15 protein-coding genes are annotated in these 14,727 nt (G+C 64.3%); all 15 read left to right on the top strand.

The annotated features are described in order from the left end of the window. Positions 1 to 33: 33 nt before the first annotated feature. The 15 genes from alaS to carA all read left to right on the top strand — a co-directional run bounded on the left by alaS (position 34) and on the right by carA (position 14,726). The gene (gene alaS / locus HX613_RS05315) at positions 34 to 2,688 is read left to right on the top strand and encodes an alanine--tRNA ligase (RefSeq protein WP_235344377.1); all 2,655 of its coding nucleotides are present in this window, start codon (positions 34 to 36) and stop codon (positions 2,686 to 2,688) included. Continuing rightward, positions 2,685 to 3,161: a Holliday junction resolvase RuvX gene (gene ruvX / locus HX613_RS05310; RefSeq protein WP_235344376.1), complete on the top strand. Its 477-nt coding sequence runs from the start codon at positions 2,685 to 2,687 to the stop codon at positions 3,159 to 3,161. Before alaS ends, ruvX begins: the two co-directional genes overlap by 4 nt. After that, positions 3,158 to 4,300 carry an endolytic transglycosylase MltG gene (mltG, locus tag HX613_RS05305; protein WP_235344375.1) on the top strand — a complete coding sequence of 381 codons (1,143 nt, stop codon included), beginning with the start codon at positions 3,158 to 3,160 and terminating at the stop codon, positions 4,298 to 4,300. Before ruvX ends, mltG begins: the two co-directional genes overlap by 4 nt. Further along, complete coding sequence (locus HX613_RS05300; RefSeq protein ID WP_235344374.1) at positions 4,297 to 5,289, top strand: shikimate dehydrogenase family protein; 993 nt, start codon at positions 4,297 to 4,299, stop codon at positions 5,287 to 5,289. Before mltG ends, HX613_RS05300 begins: the two co-directional genes overlap by 4 nt. 27 nt (positions 5,290 to 5,316) lie before the next feature. Continuing rightward, complete coding sequence (locus HX613_RS05295) at positions 5,317 to 6,039, top strand: prepilin peptidase (RefSeq protein ID WP_235344373.1); 723 nt, start codon at positions 5,317 to 5,319, stop codon at positions 6,037 to 6,039. A gap of 10 nt (positions 6,040 to 6,049) precedes the next feature. After that, a complete protein-coding gene (gene aroC / locus HX613_RS05290) occupies positions 6,050 to 7,249 on the top strand; it encodes a chorismate synthase (RefSeq protein WP_235344372.1) in 1,200 nt (399 codons plus the stop codon). Further along, positions 7,246 to 7,869, top strand: a complete 624-nt coding sequence (locus tag HX613_RS05285) for a shikimate kinase (protein WP_235344371.1) — start codon at positions 7,246 to 7,248, stop codon at positions 7,867 to 7,869. The genes aroC and HX613_RS05285 overlap by 4 nt, the downstream gene beginning before the upstream one ends. A gap of 79 nt (positions 7,870 to 7,948) precedes the next feature. Then, positions 7,949 to 9,064, top strand: coding sequence for a 3-dehydroquinate synthase (gene aroB / locus HX613_RS05280; protein ID WP_235344370.1), 1,116 nt, complete (start codon positions 7,949 to 7,951; stop codon positions 9,062 to 9,064). A gap of 115 nt (positions 9,065 to 9,179) precedes the next feature. Then, on the top strand, positions 9,180 to 9,740 hold the full coding sequence (efp, locus tag HX613_RS05275) for an elongation factor P (protein WP_143921795.1): 561 nt from the start codon (positions 9,180 to 9,182) through the stop codon (positions 9,738 to 9,740). Continuing rightward, positions 9,741 to 10,148 carry a transcription antitermination factor NusB gene (gene nusB, locus HX613_RS05270; protein WP_198396295.1) on the top strand — a complete coding sequence of 136 codons (408 nt, stop codon included), beginning with the start codon at positions 9,741 to 9,743 and terminating at the stop codon, positions 10,146 to 10,148. 110 nt (positions 10,149 to 10,258) lie between these two features. Further along, positions 10,259 to 10,810: a bifunctional pyr operon transcriptional regulator/uracil phosphoribosyltransferase PyrR gene (gene pyrR / locus HX613_RS05265; RefSeq protein ID WP_235344369.1), complete on the top strand. Its 552-nt coding sequence runs from the start codon at positions 10,259 to 10,261 to the stop codon at positions 10,808 to 10,810. Next, positions 10,807 to 11,787 carry an aspartate carbamoyltransferase catalytic subunit gene (locus HX613_RS05260; protein WP_143921792.1) on the top strand — a complete coding sequence of 327 codons (981 nt, stop codon included), beginning with the start codon at positions 10,807 to 10,809 and terminating at the stop codon, positions 11,785 to 11,787. Before pyrR ends, HX613_RS05260 begins: the two co-directional genes overlap by 4 nt. Continuing rightward, positions 11,780 to 13,099, top strand: a complete 1,320-nt coding sequence (locus tag HX613_RS05255) for a dihydroorotase (RefSeq protein ID WP_143921791.1) — start codon at positions 11,780 to 11,782, stop codon at positions 13,097 to 13,099. The genes HX613_RS05260 and HX613_RS05255 overlap by 8 nt, the downstream gene beginning before the upstream one ends. After that, positions 13,084 to 13,578: a PH-like domain-containing protein gene (locus HX613_RS05250; protein ID WP_204235750.1), complete on the top strand. Its 495-nt coding sequence runs from the start codon at positions 13,084 to 13,086 to the stop codon at positions 13,576 to 13,578. The genes HX613_RS05255 and HX613_RS05250 overlap by 16 nt, the downstream gene beginning before the upstream one ends. Continuing rightward, complete coding sequence (gene carA, locus HX613_RS05245) at positions 13,575 to 14,726, top strand: glutamine-hydrolyzing carbamoyl-phosphate synthase small subunit (protein WP_235344368.1); 1,152 nt, start codon at positions 13,575 to 13,577, stop codon at positions 14,724 to 14,726. The genes HX613_RS05250 and carA overlap by 4 nt, the downstream gene beginning before the upstream one ends. Position 14,727 lies beyond the last annotated feature (1 nt).

Genomic DNA, 14,727 nt, shown 5'->3' with positions numbered 1-14,727 from the left:
AAGAGTGCACACGCAACATGTGAAAGGCCTTGGATGAAGACGGCAGAGATCAAACAGCGCTGGTTGGACTACTTCGAAGCGAATGGGCACACAGTCGTCCCCTCAGCGTCGGTGATCAGCTCGGATCCATCGATCCTGTTCAACATCGCGGGTATGGTTCAGTTCATCCCGTATCTCTCCGGTCGGGAACCTGCCCCATTCAATCGCGCCACGAGCGTGCAGAAATGCGTGCGCACCGGCGACATCGAAGAGGTCGGAAAGACCACCCGCCACGGCACCTTCTTCCAGATGAATGGCAACTTCTCCTTCGGCGACTACTTCAAGCGCGAAGCCATCCGCTTCGCCTGGGGACTGCTGACGAACCCCGTGGACGACGGTGGTCTCGGCTTCGACGAGAACCGCCTGTGGGCAACAGTCCATGAGGACGATATCGAGACCATCGACCTGTGGCTCGAGGAGACCTCGATTCCACGAGAGCGCATCCAGCCGCGCGACAATGAGGACAACTTCTGGCACACCGGTCAGCCCGGCCCCGGCGGCTACTGCTCCGAGATCTACTTCGACCGTGGTCCGGACTACGGTGTCGAAGGCGGCCCCGTGGCCGATGAAGACCGGTACATCGAGATCTGGAACCTCGTGTTCATGGAATTCGAACTCAGCGAGGTCCGGTCGAAGGTCGATTTCGACATCGCCGGCGACCTCCCCGCGAAGAACATCGACACCGGCATGGGCCTCGAGCGTGTCGCCTTCCTGCTCCAAGGCGTCGAGAACATGTACGAAATCGACGAAGTCTTTCCCGTCATCGAGGCCGCCAGCCGTCTCTCCGGCCACAGCTACGGTGCCGATCACGAGGCCGACGTGCAGATGCGCGTCGTGGCCGACCACGTCCGCTCCTCCCTGATCATCATCGGCGACGGTGTCCGCCCCGGCAACGAAGGCCGCGGCTACATCCTCCGCCGTCTCCTCCGTCGTGCCGTACGTGCGATGCGCCTCCTCGGCGTGACCAGCGAGGTCCTGCCGGAACTGCTGCCGGTGTCCATGGAATCGATGAAGCTCTCCTACCCTGAGCTGGAGACAGATTTCGATCGCATCTCCCACATCGCCTACGCCGAGGAGAAGGCCTTCCTGCGGACCCTGGAGTCGGGCACACAGCTGTTCCAGAACGCTGCGGCTTCCCTGCCCGAGTCGGACAAGACCATCAGCGGCGACGTCGCGTTCGCTCTGCACGACACTCACGGATTCCCTATCGACCTGACTCTGGAGATGGCTTCCGAACAGGGCGTCCACGTCGACGAAGAGGGCTTCCGCGCCCTCATGAGCGAACAGCGGACCCGAGCCAAGGCCGACGCGAAGGCGAAGAAGGGCGGGGGACATGCCGACCTCTCCGCCTACTCTGCGCTGCTCGAAGACGGTGCCTCCGAGTTCGTCGGCTACGACCGCCTCGAGGCCGACTCCCGGGTGCGTGGAATCGTCGTCGACGGGCTCGCACAGGAAGTTCTGACACCGGGACAGTCCGCCGACCTCATCCTCGATCTGACTCCGTTCTACGCCGAGGCGGGCGGACAACGCGCCGATATCGGCCTCATCAAAGGCCATGGCTTCACCGCCCGCGTCCTCGACGTGCAGAATCCCATCAAGGGGCTCCCCGCGCACAGGGTCGAAGTCATCGACGGCGAGATCCACGTCGGGGCCGAGGTCCTGGCCGTCGTCGACCGCGACCACCGGTTCCAGGGTTCACAGGCCCACACCGCCACGCACCTCGTCCACGCCGCGCTGCGCGAGATCCTCGGCACTCACGCTGTCCAGGCCGGCTCGATGAACCAGCCAGGCTACATGCGCTTCGACTACTCATTCCCCGAAGCCCCGAGTCCGCAGATGCGGGCGGAGATCGAAGACGTCGCCAACCTCGCCGTCCGCTCGAACTATGAGGTCGGGACCGAATTCCTGCCGTTCGAGGACGCCAGGAAGTCCGGTGCGATGGCGCTCTTCGGCGAGAAGTACCCGAATATCGTGCGCGTCGTCGACATCGGCGGACCGTTCTCCCGCGAACTCTGCGGAGGCACCCACGTCGGTGCCTCGTCCGAGGTCGGGCCGATCTCCGTGCTCTCCGAAGCCTCCGTGGGATCAGGCGTACGCCGCATCGAAGCCGCCGTCGGCATGGACGCCTTTCGCTCGCTGGCCGCTGAACGCAGCATCGTCTCCTCCCTGTCCGACATGCTCAAGGTGCCGGGAACCGATGTGCGCGAACGCGTCGGAGATCTGATGACCAAGCTCAAGGATGCGGAGAAGGAGATCGCTCGCCTGAACTCCCAGCAGCTCCTGGCCTCAGCCGGAAAATTCCTCGACAACGCCGAAACCGTGGGATCAACACTGTTCATCGTCGCCGAACTCGGCGAGGTCTCGAATGCAGAGGACATCCGCACCGTCGCCACCGACCTGCGCGGTCGAGTCTCGGAACGCTCCGCCGTGGTCCTTGGCATCGGAACGAGCAACGGAAAACCCGTTGTCGTGGTCGCCACGACCGCTGCCTCACGCGAAGAGGGACAGCAGGCCGGCAAGCTCGTGTCCCTGGCCTGCGGTGAACTCGGCGGCGGCGGGGGAGGCAAACCCGACCTCGCTCAGGGCGGCGGCAGCGATGTCTCCGCGATCCCCTCTGCCATCACAGCGGTCAAGGCAGCTCTCCAGTGAGTTTCCGCCGGGGCCGACGTATCGGCCTCGACATCGGGTCGGTGCGCATCGGGGTCGCCAGCAGTGACCCTGACGGCATCCTCGCTACGCCGCTGACAGTGGTGCGGAGGACCGATGAGCCCGCTGCGCTGAGAACGCTGCGGGAGATCATCGACGAATACGAACCGATCGAACTGCTCATCGGCGACCCGAAGTCCCTCGACGGCGCGGCACGGGCGGCGGCGGCGACCGCACTTGAGTTCGCCAGGCGAATCAGCCTCGCCACGTCGACGCCCATCCGCCTCGTCGATGAGCGCTTCACCACGGTCGAGGCTCACCACGCCCTCGCCGCCGCAGGGAAGAACTCGCGTCAACGTCGTGAGATCGTCGACGCCCAGGCCGCCGTGATCATTTTGCAGAATGCCCTCGAATTCGAACACAACACCGGTGAGCCAGCCGGTCGAGCAATGCCCGACGAGGAGAGTGAGCTATGAGCCCGTTCCCAGGTGAGTTCTCGGAAGACGAAGGGCTGAGCAGGTCCGACCTCAGAGCAAAGAAGCGCCGCCGGATGCTGCGCAGGCGTCGGACGACGGCCATCGTCGTCGTCTGCGTGCTCGTATTCGGCATCGGAGGATTCTTCGGTGTCAGAGCCGCAGGCGGAGTCTTCGATGACCTGTTCGGTCCCAAGGGCGACTACGAGGGCGCTGGCACCAGCGAGGTCACGATCGAGATCCCGCCGGGAGCCTCTGCCCGCTCCGTGGCCAATCAGCTCGTCGAGGCCGGGGTGATCATGAACTCCGAGCCGTTCCTCGACGAGGTCGAGCGCCGCGATATCACGATCCAGGCCGGACCGATCATTCTGCGCGAGAAGATGAGTTCCAAATCAGCAGTGGAAGCGATCGTCAATCCGATCAAACCTCCCAAGATCACGATCGCCGAGGGCCGCAAGATCGACCAGATCAAATCGACGATGGTCGAGTCGGGAATGAAGGCCGAAGCCGTCGACAAAGCCATCGATGACAAGACTCCTAAGGACTACGGCCTCGACGTTGACGCCCCCAGCCTGGAAGGGTACCTGTATCCGGCAACCTACGAGCTGAACCAGGACAGAACGGCCGAGGACATCGTGTCCGAGATGGTCAAGAAGACGAAGCGTGAGATCGAGAACGCTGACATCGATCTCGACGACGCGAATCGGATCATGACCCTGGCGAGCCTCGTCGAAATCGAATCACCCGGTGATGAAGAAGTCCGGAAGAAGGTGGCGCAGGTCTTCCTCAACCGCATCTCAGAGGATTCGAAGACCGGCCAACTGCTCCAGTCCGATGCGACCGTGGCCTATATCCACGGTGCCCGCAGCGATCTGACGACGACGAAGAAGGAGCGCGAGTCCGACAGCCCGTACAACACGTACAAGAAGAAGGGGCTGCCACCGGGACCGATCAATTCGCCCAGCGCCGGAGCAGTCGATGCGGCGCTCAATCCCACCGAAGGTGATTGGCAGTTCTTCGTGGCCACGAACCCGGACACCGGGGAGACCAAATTCGCCGACACCTACGACGAGCATCGGAAGAATGTCGAGATCTATCGGAAATGGCTCAAGGAGCACGGAGAGGCCAACGGCGACAAATGACGATCTCGGCTGCGGTGCTCGGTCGCCCGATCGCCCATTCCAAGTCGCCGCTGCTTCATCGTGCGGCATTTCGGGCCCTCGGCCTCGACAGCAGCGAATACGCCAGCTTCGACCTCGGCGCGGAGGACCTCGAATCCTTCCTGGCAGCTCACATGAGCCAGATCGGATTCTCGCTGACGATGCCTTTGAAGGAACGGCTCGTCGAACTCGCGCTTACCCATGGGTGGGACCTCGATGACACGGCCGGGCTGACCGGAGTGGCGAACACACTGGTTCGCCGAGGTGGGGCGACGTCGGTTGCCAACACCGACGTGCAGGGAATAGTGCGCGCGCTGACTCCGGGCCTCAGCACCTGTCGGGAAGCAGCTGTCACCGCCGCTATATCGGCCACGGCCGCGGGCCTCGGTGCGACTGCAGGAGCGAGCACCGCCGACAGAGATGGTGACGACAGGGCGACCATCGACGGTGCTGACAGAGCAACCATCCTGGGTGCAGGGGCGACCGCGGCTTCGGCGCTGCTGGCCTGCAGCGAACTGGGCATCACCACGGTCGAATTCCTCGTCAGAAACCCTGAACGGGCCGGTCGGGTCCTCGACCTCAGCAAACAGCTCGGAGTGTCGGCGTCCACCGCGCCGCTGAGGCAGATCGAACCCTCCGCCGTGGTCATCTCGACCCTCCCCGCCGAGGCTGTCCCCGAACTGCAGTGGTCTCGCGACTTCCGCGGCGGAGTGGCCCTCGACGTCGCCTATGCCGCAGAGTCCGGCTTCCTTCGGGCAGCCGAATCCCACGGCCTCATGCCGGTAGAGGGTACGGTGATGCTCGTCGAGCAGGCCGTTGCCCAGTCGGAGATGTTCATCGCCGCGGCCCAAGCATCGGCCGCCGAGCCCGGCCTCGCTCAGGGCCCCACGCAGAACGCGCAGCGGCGCGCCGTGATCACAGCAGCCATGTACCGCGCACTCGAAGATCAACCTGGGCCGGCAGGCGACTGACCAGAAGGACGGAAAGGGTGGGCGAGGGTGGACATCGGAGTTCTCCACGGGTGGCCGATCGGAGTCAGCGCCGTCTTCAGTGCTGGTCTCGGCATTCTCCTGGCCAGCAGCACCTCGTGGTGGCTGGCCGATGACGCCCACGCTGCCGTGCTCGCGAAGACTCGTCTGTACCGCCCTCTGCCCTCAGTGATCCTCGGCATCGTCTTGGCAGCTGCGGCCGCACTGCTCTTCCCCGACGCCGGCGTGGCAACCGACATCGGGTCCGTCGACCGGCTTCTGCTGGCTCTGAGCCTGGGTGCAGCGGCCGCTGCCACCCCGTACCTCGCTGTCGTCGACATCGTCGTCCATCGGCTGCCGGATCGGATCGTGTATCCGCTCATCGGAATCGAACTTCTCACCTTCATTCTCGGGCAGCTGCTGGGGAAGTCCGCAATCTGGGCCCTCGGACTCATTGTCGGTGGCGCCGGGGTCCTTCTCTTCGGAGTCCTCTACCTGAGCGGAAGGGTGATGCACGCGCGCACGATGGGCCTCGGCGACGTCAAACTCGCGTTCGTCGTCTTCGGTGTGCCCTCACTGTTCTCCCCGTGGGCACCGGCGCTCGTCTTCATCATCATGATGTTCATCGCCGGCATCGCAGCCCTCCTGGCAGCCGCTGCGAAACGCAGCCTGAAGGCGACGACGATCGCATTCGGACCGGCAATGCTATCCGGAATGTGGTTCGGGTCGGTGCTCGGCCCAATCCTTTTGTAGAATCGGTTGAATGTTGAGATGGCTGACTGCAGGCGAATCCCACGGCGAAGCGCTGACTGGGATCATTGAGGGGCTTCCCGCCCACGTTCCTATCACCAGGGAAGACATCCGCGCGAGCTTAGCTCGACGCAGATTGGGCTACGGCCGTGGAGCCCGGATGAAGTTCGAAGCCGATGAGGTTCGGCTCCTGGGGGGAGTGCGCCACGGCCAGAGCCTCGGCTCACCCGTGGCTGTCGAGGTCGGAAATACGGAGTGGCCCAAATGGGAGACCGTGATGAGCGCCGACCCGATCGACGAGGACGAACTCGCCGGTCAGGCCCGCAACGCCCCACTTACTCGGCCGCGTCCAGGGCACGCCGATATCGTCGGCATGCAGAAATACGATTTCGACGAAGCACGGCCGATCCTCGAACGCGCCTCGGCGCGTGAGACCGCGATGCGCGTTGCCCTCGGCACAGTGGCCGCGAACTTCCTGCGCGAACTCGGCATCACACTCGTCTCCCACACCGTGGCGATCGGTGCTGCCACGGGGCCAGAGGACACGCCTGTGTCACTGCCGCAGGCCTCCGACGTCGATGCCCTCGACGCCGATCCTGTGCGCTGCTTCGATTCCGAGCTCTCGGCTGCCATGGTCGCTGAGATCGACGCAGCGAAGAAGGCAGGAGACACACTCGGCGGAGTCGTCGAGGTCCTCGCCTACGATCTGCCCCCTGGTCTTGGCTCCCACGTCCACTGGGACCGTCGACTTGATTCCCGCCTCGCCGGTGCCCTGATGGGCATCCAGGCGATCAAGGGTGTCGAGGTCGGCGACGGCTTCCTCACTACCAGGCGCTCCGGGTCCGCAGCCCACGATGAACTCGCCGTGGGTGACGAGGGTATCCGACGCGTCAGCAACCGCGCAGGCGGCACCGAGGGCGGAATGTCGACAGGTGGACCGCTGCGAGTCCGGGCAGGCATGAAGCCCATCGCCACGGTCCCACGCGCTCTGGCCACCGTCGACGTCGTCACCGGTGAACCTGCCAAGGCCAACCACCAGCGCTCCGACGTGTGTGCGGTTCCGGCCTCCGGTGTCGTGGCCGAAGCGATGGTGGCTCTCGTTCTCGCCGAAGCAGTGGTGGAGAAGTTCGGCGGAGACTCCGTGGCCGAGACCAAGCGGAACCTGGATGCCTACGTGGCGGCCATTCCGGAGAACCTCCGCATCGGCCGATGACTCAACGCCCGCACCCGAAACCGGTTCCACCGCTGGAACCGGTCCCGGCCTCGCAGTCGCGCATCGTCCTGACCGGACCGCCTGCCGCCGGCAAATCCACGATCGGTCGTCTCCTGGCTGATCGACTCGATCTGCCGCTCATCGACACGGATGCGAACATCGTCGACAAATACGGCGTCATCGCAGAGATCTTCGTCGAGCGCGGTGAGGACCATTTCCGGCGGATCGAACGCGAGGTCGTCCGGCGCGCCCTGCGTCGTCTGCTCGACCGCCCAGGCATCGTCTCCCTGGGCGGGGGAGCGATCCTCAACCCGGGCACCCGTGCCCAGCTGGGCCATCCCGCGATCAAGGTCGTGCACATCGACATCGACGTCGACACCGTCGTGACTCGGCTGAACTCCCCGCACAGACCGCTGCTGCGCGGTGCTGGAACCGCGGTGGAGAACTGGTTGGCGCTCGTGAACGAGCGTGAACCTCTCTATGATCAGGTCGCCACCTTCCGCGTCCATGCCTCGAATTCGCATCCCTCGACCATCGTCAACCGCGTCGTCGACGTCCTCACCGGTCTGCAGCGAGCGGAAGAGTATGCCAAGTACTCGGGCCGCGACCCGGAGAGTTAGGCTTGAGGTCGCAACCGGTTCAGAGTTCAGCCACCGCGGTCATGTCATGCCCGGAGGCAGCAAAGGGGAAAGTGCACGAATGAGTCTCACACGCATCAACGTCGAAGCCGGCGGGAACTACCCGGTTCTCGTGGGCCAAGGTCTCCTGGGCGAACTTCCGGAGCTCCTCGGTCCCCGCGTCGAGAAGGTGCTCGTCATCCATCCGCGGGCCCTGCGGACAACAGGAGAGACGGTCCGTGATGACCTGCGCGCAACCGGACTCGATGCGATTGTGGCCGAGATCCCCGATGCGGAGGAAGCCAAACACGTGCAGGTCGCCGCGTTCTGCTGGCAGGTCCTCGGTCAGAGCGACTTCACCCGCACCGATGCCATCATCACCGTCGGCGGAGGAGCCGTCTCCGACCTCGGCGGCTTCGTCGCAGCAACCTGGCTGCGCGGAATCTCCGTCATCCACATTCCCACCACGGTCCTCGGAATGGTCGATGCGGCCATCGGCGGCAAGACCGGAATCAACACCGCTGAAGGCAAGAACCTCGTCGGTTCCTTCCACGCGCCCTCGGGCGTCCTCGTGGACCTCGACACCCTGCAGACGCTGCCGGAGAACGAGCTCTTCACCGGCCTCGCCGAGGTGGTCAAGACCGGCTTCATCGCCGATCCCGCGATCCTCGATCTGGTGAACAGGCATTCGAAGTCCGAGATCGCCGAGGTGGATGGTCCTGTCCTGCGCGAGCTCATCGAACGCGCCATCGCCGTCAAGGCCGAGGTCGTCGCAGACGACTTCAAAGAATCCGGACACCGCGAGATCCTCAACTACGGCCACACCCTTGCCCACGCCATCGAGCACAAAGAGCGCTATCAGTGGCGCCACGGCGCCGCGGTGTCCGTGGGCATGGTCTTCGCCGCCGAGGTGGCGGCGATGGTCAAGAGCCTCCCGCCGGAGACCGTCGACCTCCATCGTGAACTGCTGACCAAGCTGGGCCTGCCCATCGCCTACCGTGCCGATGTCTGGCCGCAGCTCCTGGACACGATGAAGCGAGACAAGAAGGCGCGCGGCTCGATGCTGCGCATGGTGCTGCTGAGCGAGGTGGGCGCACCCGCGACGGTGGAGATCCCGGACGTCTCAATTCTCCACACGGCCTACCAGGAGATCGGCGAGGATTCGCCCCGCGTCATGCTCGGCACTGATCTGGGCTGAGAGGCCCAAGATGGCAGCTCCTACAGGAGCTTGCTAGAATTGCTGTTTGGCGAAACTGCCAGACACACCAAATCACCTCGCGGTGGCCAAGACTGACACGAAGAAGGACGAATTAGTGGCTTCAACCAACGACCTGAAGAACGGCCTTGTGCTCAATATCGACAAGCAGCTGTGGCAGGTGCTGGAGTTCCAGCACGTCAAGCCCGGCAAAGGTCCGGCATTCGTCCGCACCAAGCTCAAGAACGTCATCTCCGGCAAGATCATCGACAAGACCTTCAACGCCGGGACCAAGGTCGAGACAGCCAATGTCGACCGTCGCGATATGCAGTACCTCTACCATGACGGCACCGACTACGTCTTCATGGACGCAGAGGACTACGACCAGGTCAGCGTCTCTCCAGACCTCGTCGGCGATGCCGCCAACTACATGCTCGAAAACCAGAACCTGCAGATCTCCTTCCACGAGGGCACCGCGCTCTCTGTGGAGCTGCCGCCTTCGGTCGAGCTGCTGATCACCCACACGGAACCTGGACTGCAGGGCGACCGCTCGACCGGTGGCTCCAAACCTGCAACGCTGGAGACCGGCTACGACATCCAGGTGCCCCTGTTCCTCGAAGAGGGCACCAAGGTCAAGGTGGACACCCGCAACGGCGACTACCTGGGTCGCGTCAAGTAAGTGTCAGCACGAACGCGGGCCCGCCGTCGGGCCTTGGAACTCATGTTCGAGGCAGGACAGCGTCGCCTCGACACCGATCAGATCGTGACCATGCGGTCCAACGACCCCGACTATCCGATGAAGGCCTACGCGGTGGAGATCGTCGAAGGAGTCACGAGCCATCGCGACGAGATCGATGAGATCATCGCCACCTACGCGGAAGGCTGGACCCTGGAGCGGATGCCGGCCGTCGACCTGGCCCTGCTCCAGATCGGAACCTGGGAGATCCTCTTCAACGATGAGGTGCCTGACAAGGCAGCCATCGACGAAGCCGTCTCGCTGGCCAAACAGTTCTCAACGGACGACTCACCAGGCTTCATCTCGGGACTGCTCTCGCGCGTCCTGGACGTCAAGCCCACCCTGATCTGAGTCCGCGGGTCCGGAATCCGGACCCGCGCACCGACCTCACCCATCCGAGGTCTACAATCGAATCGAACCACTCCTTTAACCACCGTCCGGAGAGGCGGAGAAGGGGAAGCATGACACAGCGAACAGTGCTCGATGCCCCAGATATGAAGCGGGCAATGACCCGTATCGCCCACGAGATCATCGAGTCCAATAAGGGCAGCGACGACCTCGTTCTGCTCGGCATCCCACGCCGCGGGGTGCCCTTGGCCACTCGACTGGCCGAACAGATCGCCTCGATCTCCGGGCGCCCGGAGATGGCGAGCGAACTCGTCGGAAGCCTCGACATCACGATGTACCGCGACGATCTGCGCAGCGGCGCCTACCGCGCCCCAGAACCCACCACCATCCCCGCCGAGGGCATCGATGCCAAGACCATCGTCCTCGTCGACGATGTGCTCTTCTCCGGCCGCACGATCAGAGCCGCACTCGACGCGCTCTCCGATCTGGGCCGTCCGTCCAAGGTCCGGCTCGCCGTCCTCGTCGACCGGGGCCACCGTGATCTGCCGATCCGGGCCGATCACGTCGGGAAGAACCTGCCTACCTCGAGCAGCGAACGCGTCAACGTCTCCCTTGCGGAGATCGACGGCGAAGACGGCGTCACGATCTCGGGAGGCCGCGAATGAAGCACCTCCTCGACACCGTCTCGCTGAGCCGCGAAGACGCCATCTCGATCCTCGACATCGCCGAGGAGATGACACAGGTCTCCGAACGTGAGGTCAAGAAACTGCCCGTGCTGCGTGGACGCACCGTGGTCAATCTGTTCTTCGAGGATTCGACGCGCACCCGCCTGTCCTTCGAAGCCGCGGCCAAAAGACTCTCGGCCGACGTCCTCAACTTCTCCGCCAAGGGCTCGTCGGTATCCAAGGGCGAAAGCCTGCAGGACACCATCCAGACCATTTCGGCCATGGGCGCCGATGCGCTCGTCGTTCGCCATCCCGGGTCGGGCACCCCGCATCGCCTGGCCCACACCGGCTGGATCGACGTTCCCGTCGTCAACGCCGGCGACGGCACTCACGAACACCCCACACAGGCGCTGCTCGATGCCTTCACCCTGCGCCGTGCCCTCGGCGGGTTCTCCGCTTCAGGGGCGGTCAAGGACGGGCCGCGGGGTCGGGGGCTCGACGGCGCAAAGGTCGCCATCGTCGGTGACGTCCTGCACTCGCGCGTAGCCCGGTCGAACGTCCATCTGCTGGCCAACCTCGGCGCCGAAGTTCACCTCATCGCACCGCCGACGCTGCTTCCATGGGGCGTTGAGACCTGGCCCGTGACTCTGCACTACGACCTCGACGAGGCGCTGCACTCCGAGGAGTTCGCGGCCGTGATGATGCTGCGCGTCCAGCACGAGCGCATGCACGAATCGTTCTTCCCCAACGAACGCGAATACGCACGACTATGGGGACTCTCCGCAGCCCGGCTGGCCGGACTGCCCAAGGAGACATTCATCATGCACCCGGGGCCGATGAACCGCGGCTTCGAGATCTCAGCGGCAGCCGCCGACTCACCGCGCGCCCTCATCCTCGACCAGGTCGAGAACGGAGTGAGCGTACGAATGGCGGTCCTGTACCGCCTCTTGACAGGTCAGGAGGAGACCAATGACTGATTATCTGATCCGCGGTGCGAACGTGCTGGGCCAGGGAATCGCCGATATTGCGATCAAGGATTCGACGATCGTCGACCCCGATCTGCTCGACCCCGACGGCAGCGATGTGGAACTCGTCAACGCCGACGGGCTCATCGCCCTGCCCGGCCTCGTCGACATGCACACACACCTGCGGGAACCGGGCAAAGAAGATGCGGAGACGATCCTGAGCGGGTCGCGCGCGGCCGCCTCGGGCGGCTTCACCTGCGTTCATGCGATGGCGAACACCGCCCCCGTCGCGGACACCGCAGGCGTCGTCGAACAGGTCCACCGACTCGGCCGGACAGCGGGCTACACCGAAGTCGTGCCCATCGGAGCCGTGACAATCGGCCTGGAGGGACAGAACCTCGCCGAAATCGGAGCCATGGCCCGCTCGGCGGCTCGAGTTCGGATCTTCTCCGACGACGGCATCTGCGTCTCAGACCCGCTGCTCATGCGTCGGGCACTCGAGTACGTCAAGACCTTCGACGGAGTCATCGCCCAGCACGCCCAGGAGCCGCGACTGACCGAGGGCGCGCAGATGAACGAGGGTGTCGTCTCTGCTGAGCTGGGACTGCCCGGCTGGCCGGCCGTCGCCGAGGAATCGATCATCGCCCGCGACGTGCTCCTGGCCGAACATGTGGGCTCGCGGCTGCACATCTGCCACGTATCGACCAAGGGCAGCGTCGATATCATCCGCTGGGCGAAGTCCCGCGGAGTCGAGATCACCGCCGAGGTCACCCCGCACCACCTGATGCTCACCGATGAACTCGTCCGCAGCTTCGACCCCGTCTACAAGGTGAACCCGCCGCTGCGGACCGAAGCCGACGTCACCGCACTGCGCGAAGCCCTGGCCGACGGCACGATCGACGTCATCGGCACCGACCACGCTCCGCATACAGCCGAACACAAATGCAGCGAATGGACGGCAGCGGCCATGGGCATGGTCGGCATGGAGACGGCGCTGCCCATCGTCGTCGAGGCGATGTCCGACTACGACTTCGACTACCGTGACCTCGCCCGCGTGATGTCGGCAACACCGGCACGCATCACCGGAGCAACAGGACACGGCAGCCTCGAGAGCGGCTCGAGTGCCAACATCGTGCTCATCGACCCGAACTCCACGCACACGATCGTGCCCGCCGACCATGCGACGAAGGGGCGCAACAACCCCTTTGCCGGTCTTGAGGTCTCCACCTCGATCACCGACACGTTCTTCTACGGCCACCGGGTGCTCTCGGGCGGACGACTCAGCACACCCCACCCGGCAGGAGCATCATGGACAGACCAGTAAGCGTCATCATCATCGCAGTCGTCTTCCTCCTCCTGATCCTCGCGATCACCTGGGGTTGGAGCCGACGAAAGAAGAGCCAGACGGTGGTGCCGCAGCCGGCGAAACCACATATGGGTATCAAACCCGTCGCGGACCCCGTCGAAGGATCGTACGTTTCGACGACCCTGGCCGGACATCCGCTCGAACGAGTCGCCGTCCATGGTCTCGGCATCCGCACCACGGGAGAGATCGTCATCACCGACGGCGGCGTGGTCATGGACCTCGCCGGACGTGAGGACTTCCTGATCCCCAGGCGCGATATCGTCTCCGTCGACACCACCGCCGGCATGATCGGCAAATTCGTCGAACGCGGCGGCATCGTGCGCATCACCTGGAGACTGGGGGAGACCCTCGTCGATACCGGCTTCCGCGCGCGCTACGCCGCCAGCACCACCCCCACCGTCGACCGCATCCGCGAAATGATCGAAGAGGCACAATGAGACTGTCCACCACACCTGCCGTCCTCGTCCTCGAAGACGGACGCACCTTCCGCGGTTCCTCCTACGGGGCCGTCGGCGAGACCCTGGGCGAAGCGGTCTTCGTCACCGCAATGTCCGGTTATCAGGAGACCCTGACCGACCCGTCCTATCATCGTCAGATCGTGATCCAGACCGCGCCGCACATCGGCAACACGGGGATCACCGATGATGACGACGAATCGGGCAAGATCTGGGTCGCCGGCTACGTCGTCCGCGACGCTTCCCGCATCTCCTCGAACTGGCGCTCCATCGGAGACCTGTCCACCCGCCTCGAAGAATCGGGCATCGTGGGCATCAGCGACGTCGACACCCGCGCACTGACACTGCATCTGCGCGAAGCCGGTGCAATGCGCATGGGAATCTTCTCCGGTCCCGCTGCCGAGGCAGGCGACGATGAGCTGCTGGCCAAGGTCCGGGCCTCACCGCACATGGCCGGAGCGAAACTGGCCGAAGAGGTCTCGATCACCGAGCCCCAGTTCATCCCCGCTGTGGGTCAGAAGAAGTTCAGCGTCGCAGCCCTGGACCTGGGCATCAAGTCGATGACCCCTCAGCGCCTGAGCGAACGCGGCATCGGCGTCCATGTCCTCCCCGCCACGACGAGCTTCGCCGAGATCAAGGCATTGGGCGTCGACGGAGTATTCTTCTCCAATGGACCCGGGGACCCAGCGACTGCCGATGACCAGGTCGCGCTCCTGCGGGAGGTCCTCGCTGCGAAGATCCCGTTCTTCGGCATCTGCTTCGGCAACCAACTGCTGGGCCGAGCACTGGGCTTCGGCACATACAAACTGCCCTTCGGCCATCGCGGCATCAACGTCCCCGTCATGGATCGCACCACAGACAAGGTCGAGATCACCTCGCAGAACCACGGCTTCGCCGTCGACGCGCCTTTGGACGGTGAGACACAGGCACCGCATGATGAGAGTTTCGGCCGTGTCGCGGTCTCCCACGTGTGCCTCAACGATGACGTGGTCGAAGGACTCCAATGCCTCGATCTTCCCGCGTTCTCCGTCCAATTCCATCCGGAGGCCGCAGCCGGGCCCCACGATTCGAGCTACCTGTTCGATCGCTTCATCGACCTCATGTCCGCTTCCCAGGTCGCACAGGCCTAAG

This window comes from Brevibacterium sp. UCMA 11754, assembly GCF_021532275.1.
Lineage (GTDB): Bacteria > Actinomycetota > Actinomycetes > Actinomycetales > Brevibacteriaceae > Brevibacterium.
Note: the sequence above shows the minus strand (reverse complement) of the source record. Positions and strands in the feature narration are given on the sequence as shown.

Coding starts and splice junctions, on each gene's coding strand:
- HX613_RS05255 (WP_143921791.1), top strand. CDS start 11,780: ATGACTGATTATCTGATCCGCGGTGCGAACGTGCTGGGCCAGGGAATC.
- aroC (WP_235344372.1), top strand. CDS start 6,050: ATGTTGAGATGGCTGACTGCAGGCGAATCCCACGGCGAAGCGCTGACT.
- HX613_RS05250 (WP_204235750.1), top strand. CDS start 13,084: ATGGACAGACCAGTAAGCGTCATCATCATCGCAGTCGTCTTCCTCCTC.
- HX613_RS05285 (WP_235344371.1), top strand. CDS start 7,246: ATGACTCAACGCCCGCACCCGAAACCGGTTCCACCGCTGGAACCGGTC.
- aroB (WP_235344370.1), top strand. CDS start 7,949: ATGAGTCTCACACGCATCAACGTCGAAGCCGGCGGGAACTACCCGGTT.
- carA (WP_235344368.1), top strand. CDS start 13,575: ATGAGACTGTCCACCACACCTGCCGTCCTCGTCCTCGAAGACGGACGC.
- alaS (WP_235344377.1), top strand. CDS start 34: ATGAAGACGGCAGAGATCAAACAGCGCTGGTTGGACTACTTCGAAGCG.
- mltG (WP_235344375.1), top strand. CDS start 3,158: ATGAGCCCGTTCCCAGGTGAGTTCTCGGAAGACGAAGGGCTGAGCAGG.
- HX613_RS05260 (WP_143921792.1), top strand. CDS start 10,807: ATGAAGCACCTCCTCGACACCGTCTCGCTGAGCCGCGAAGACGCCATC.
- HX613_RS05300 (WP_235344374.1), top strand. CDS start 4,297: ATGACGATCTCGGCTGCGGTGCTCGGTCGCCCGATCGCCCATTCCAAG.
- pyrR (WP_235344369.1), top strand. CDS start 10,259: ATGACACAGCGAACAGTGCTCGATGCCCCAGATATGAAGCGGGCAATG.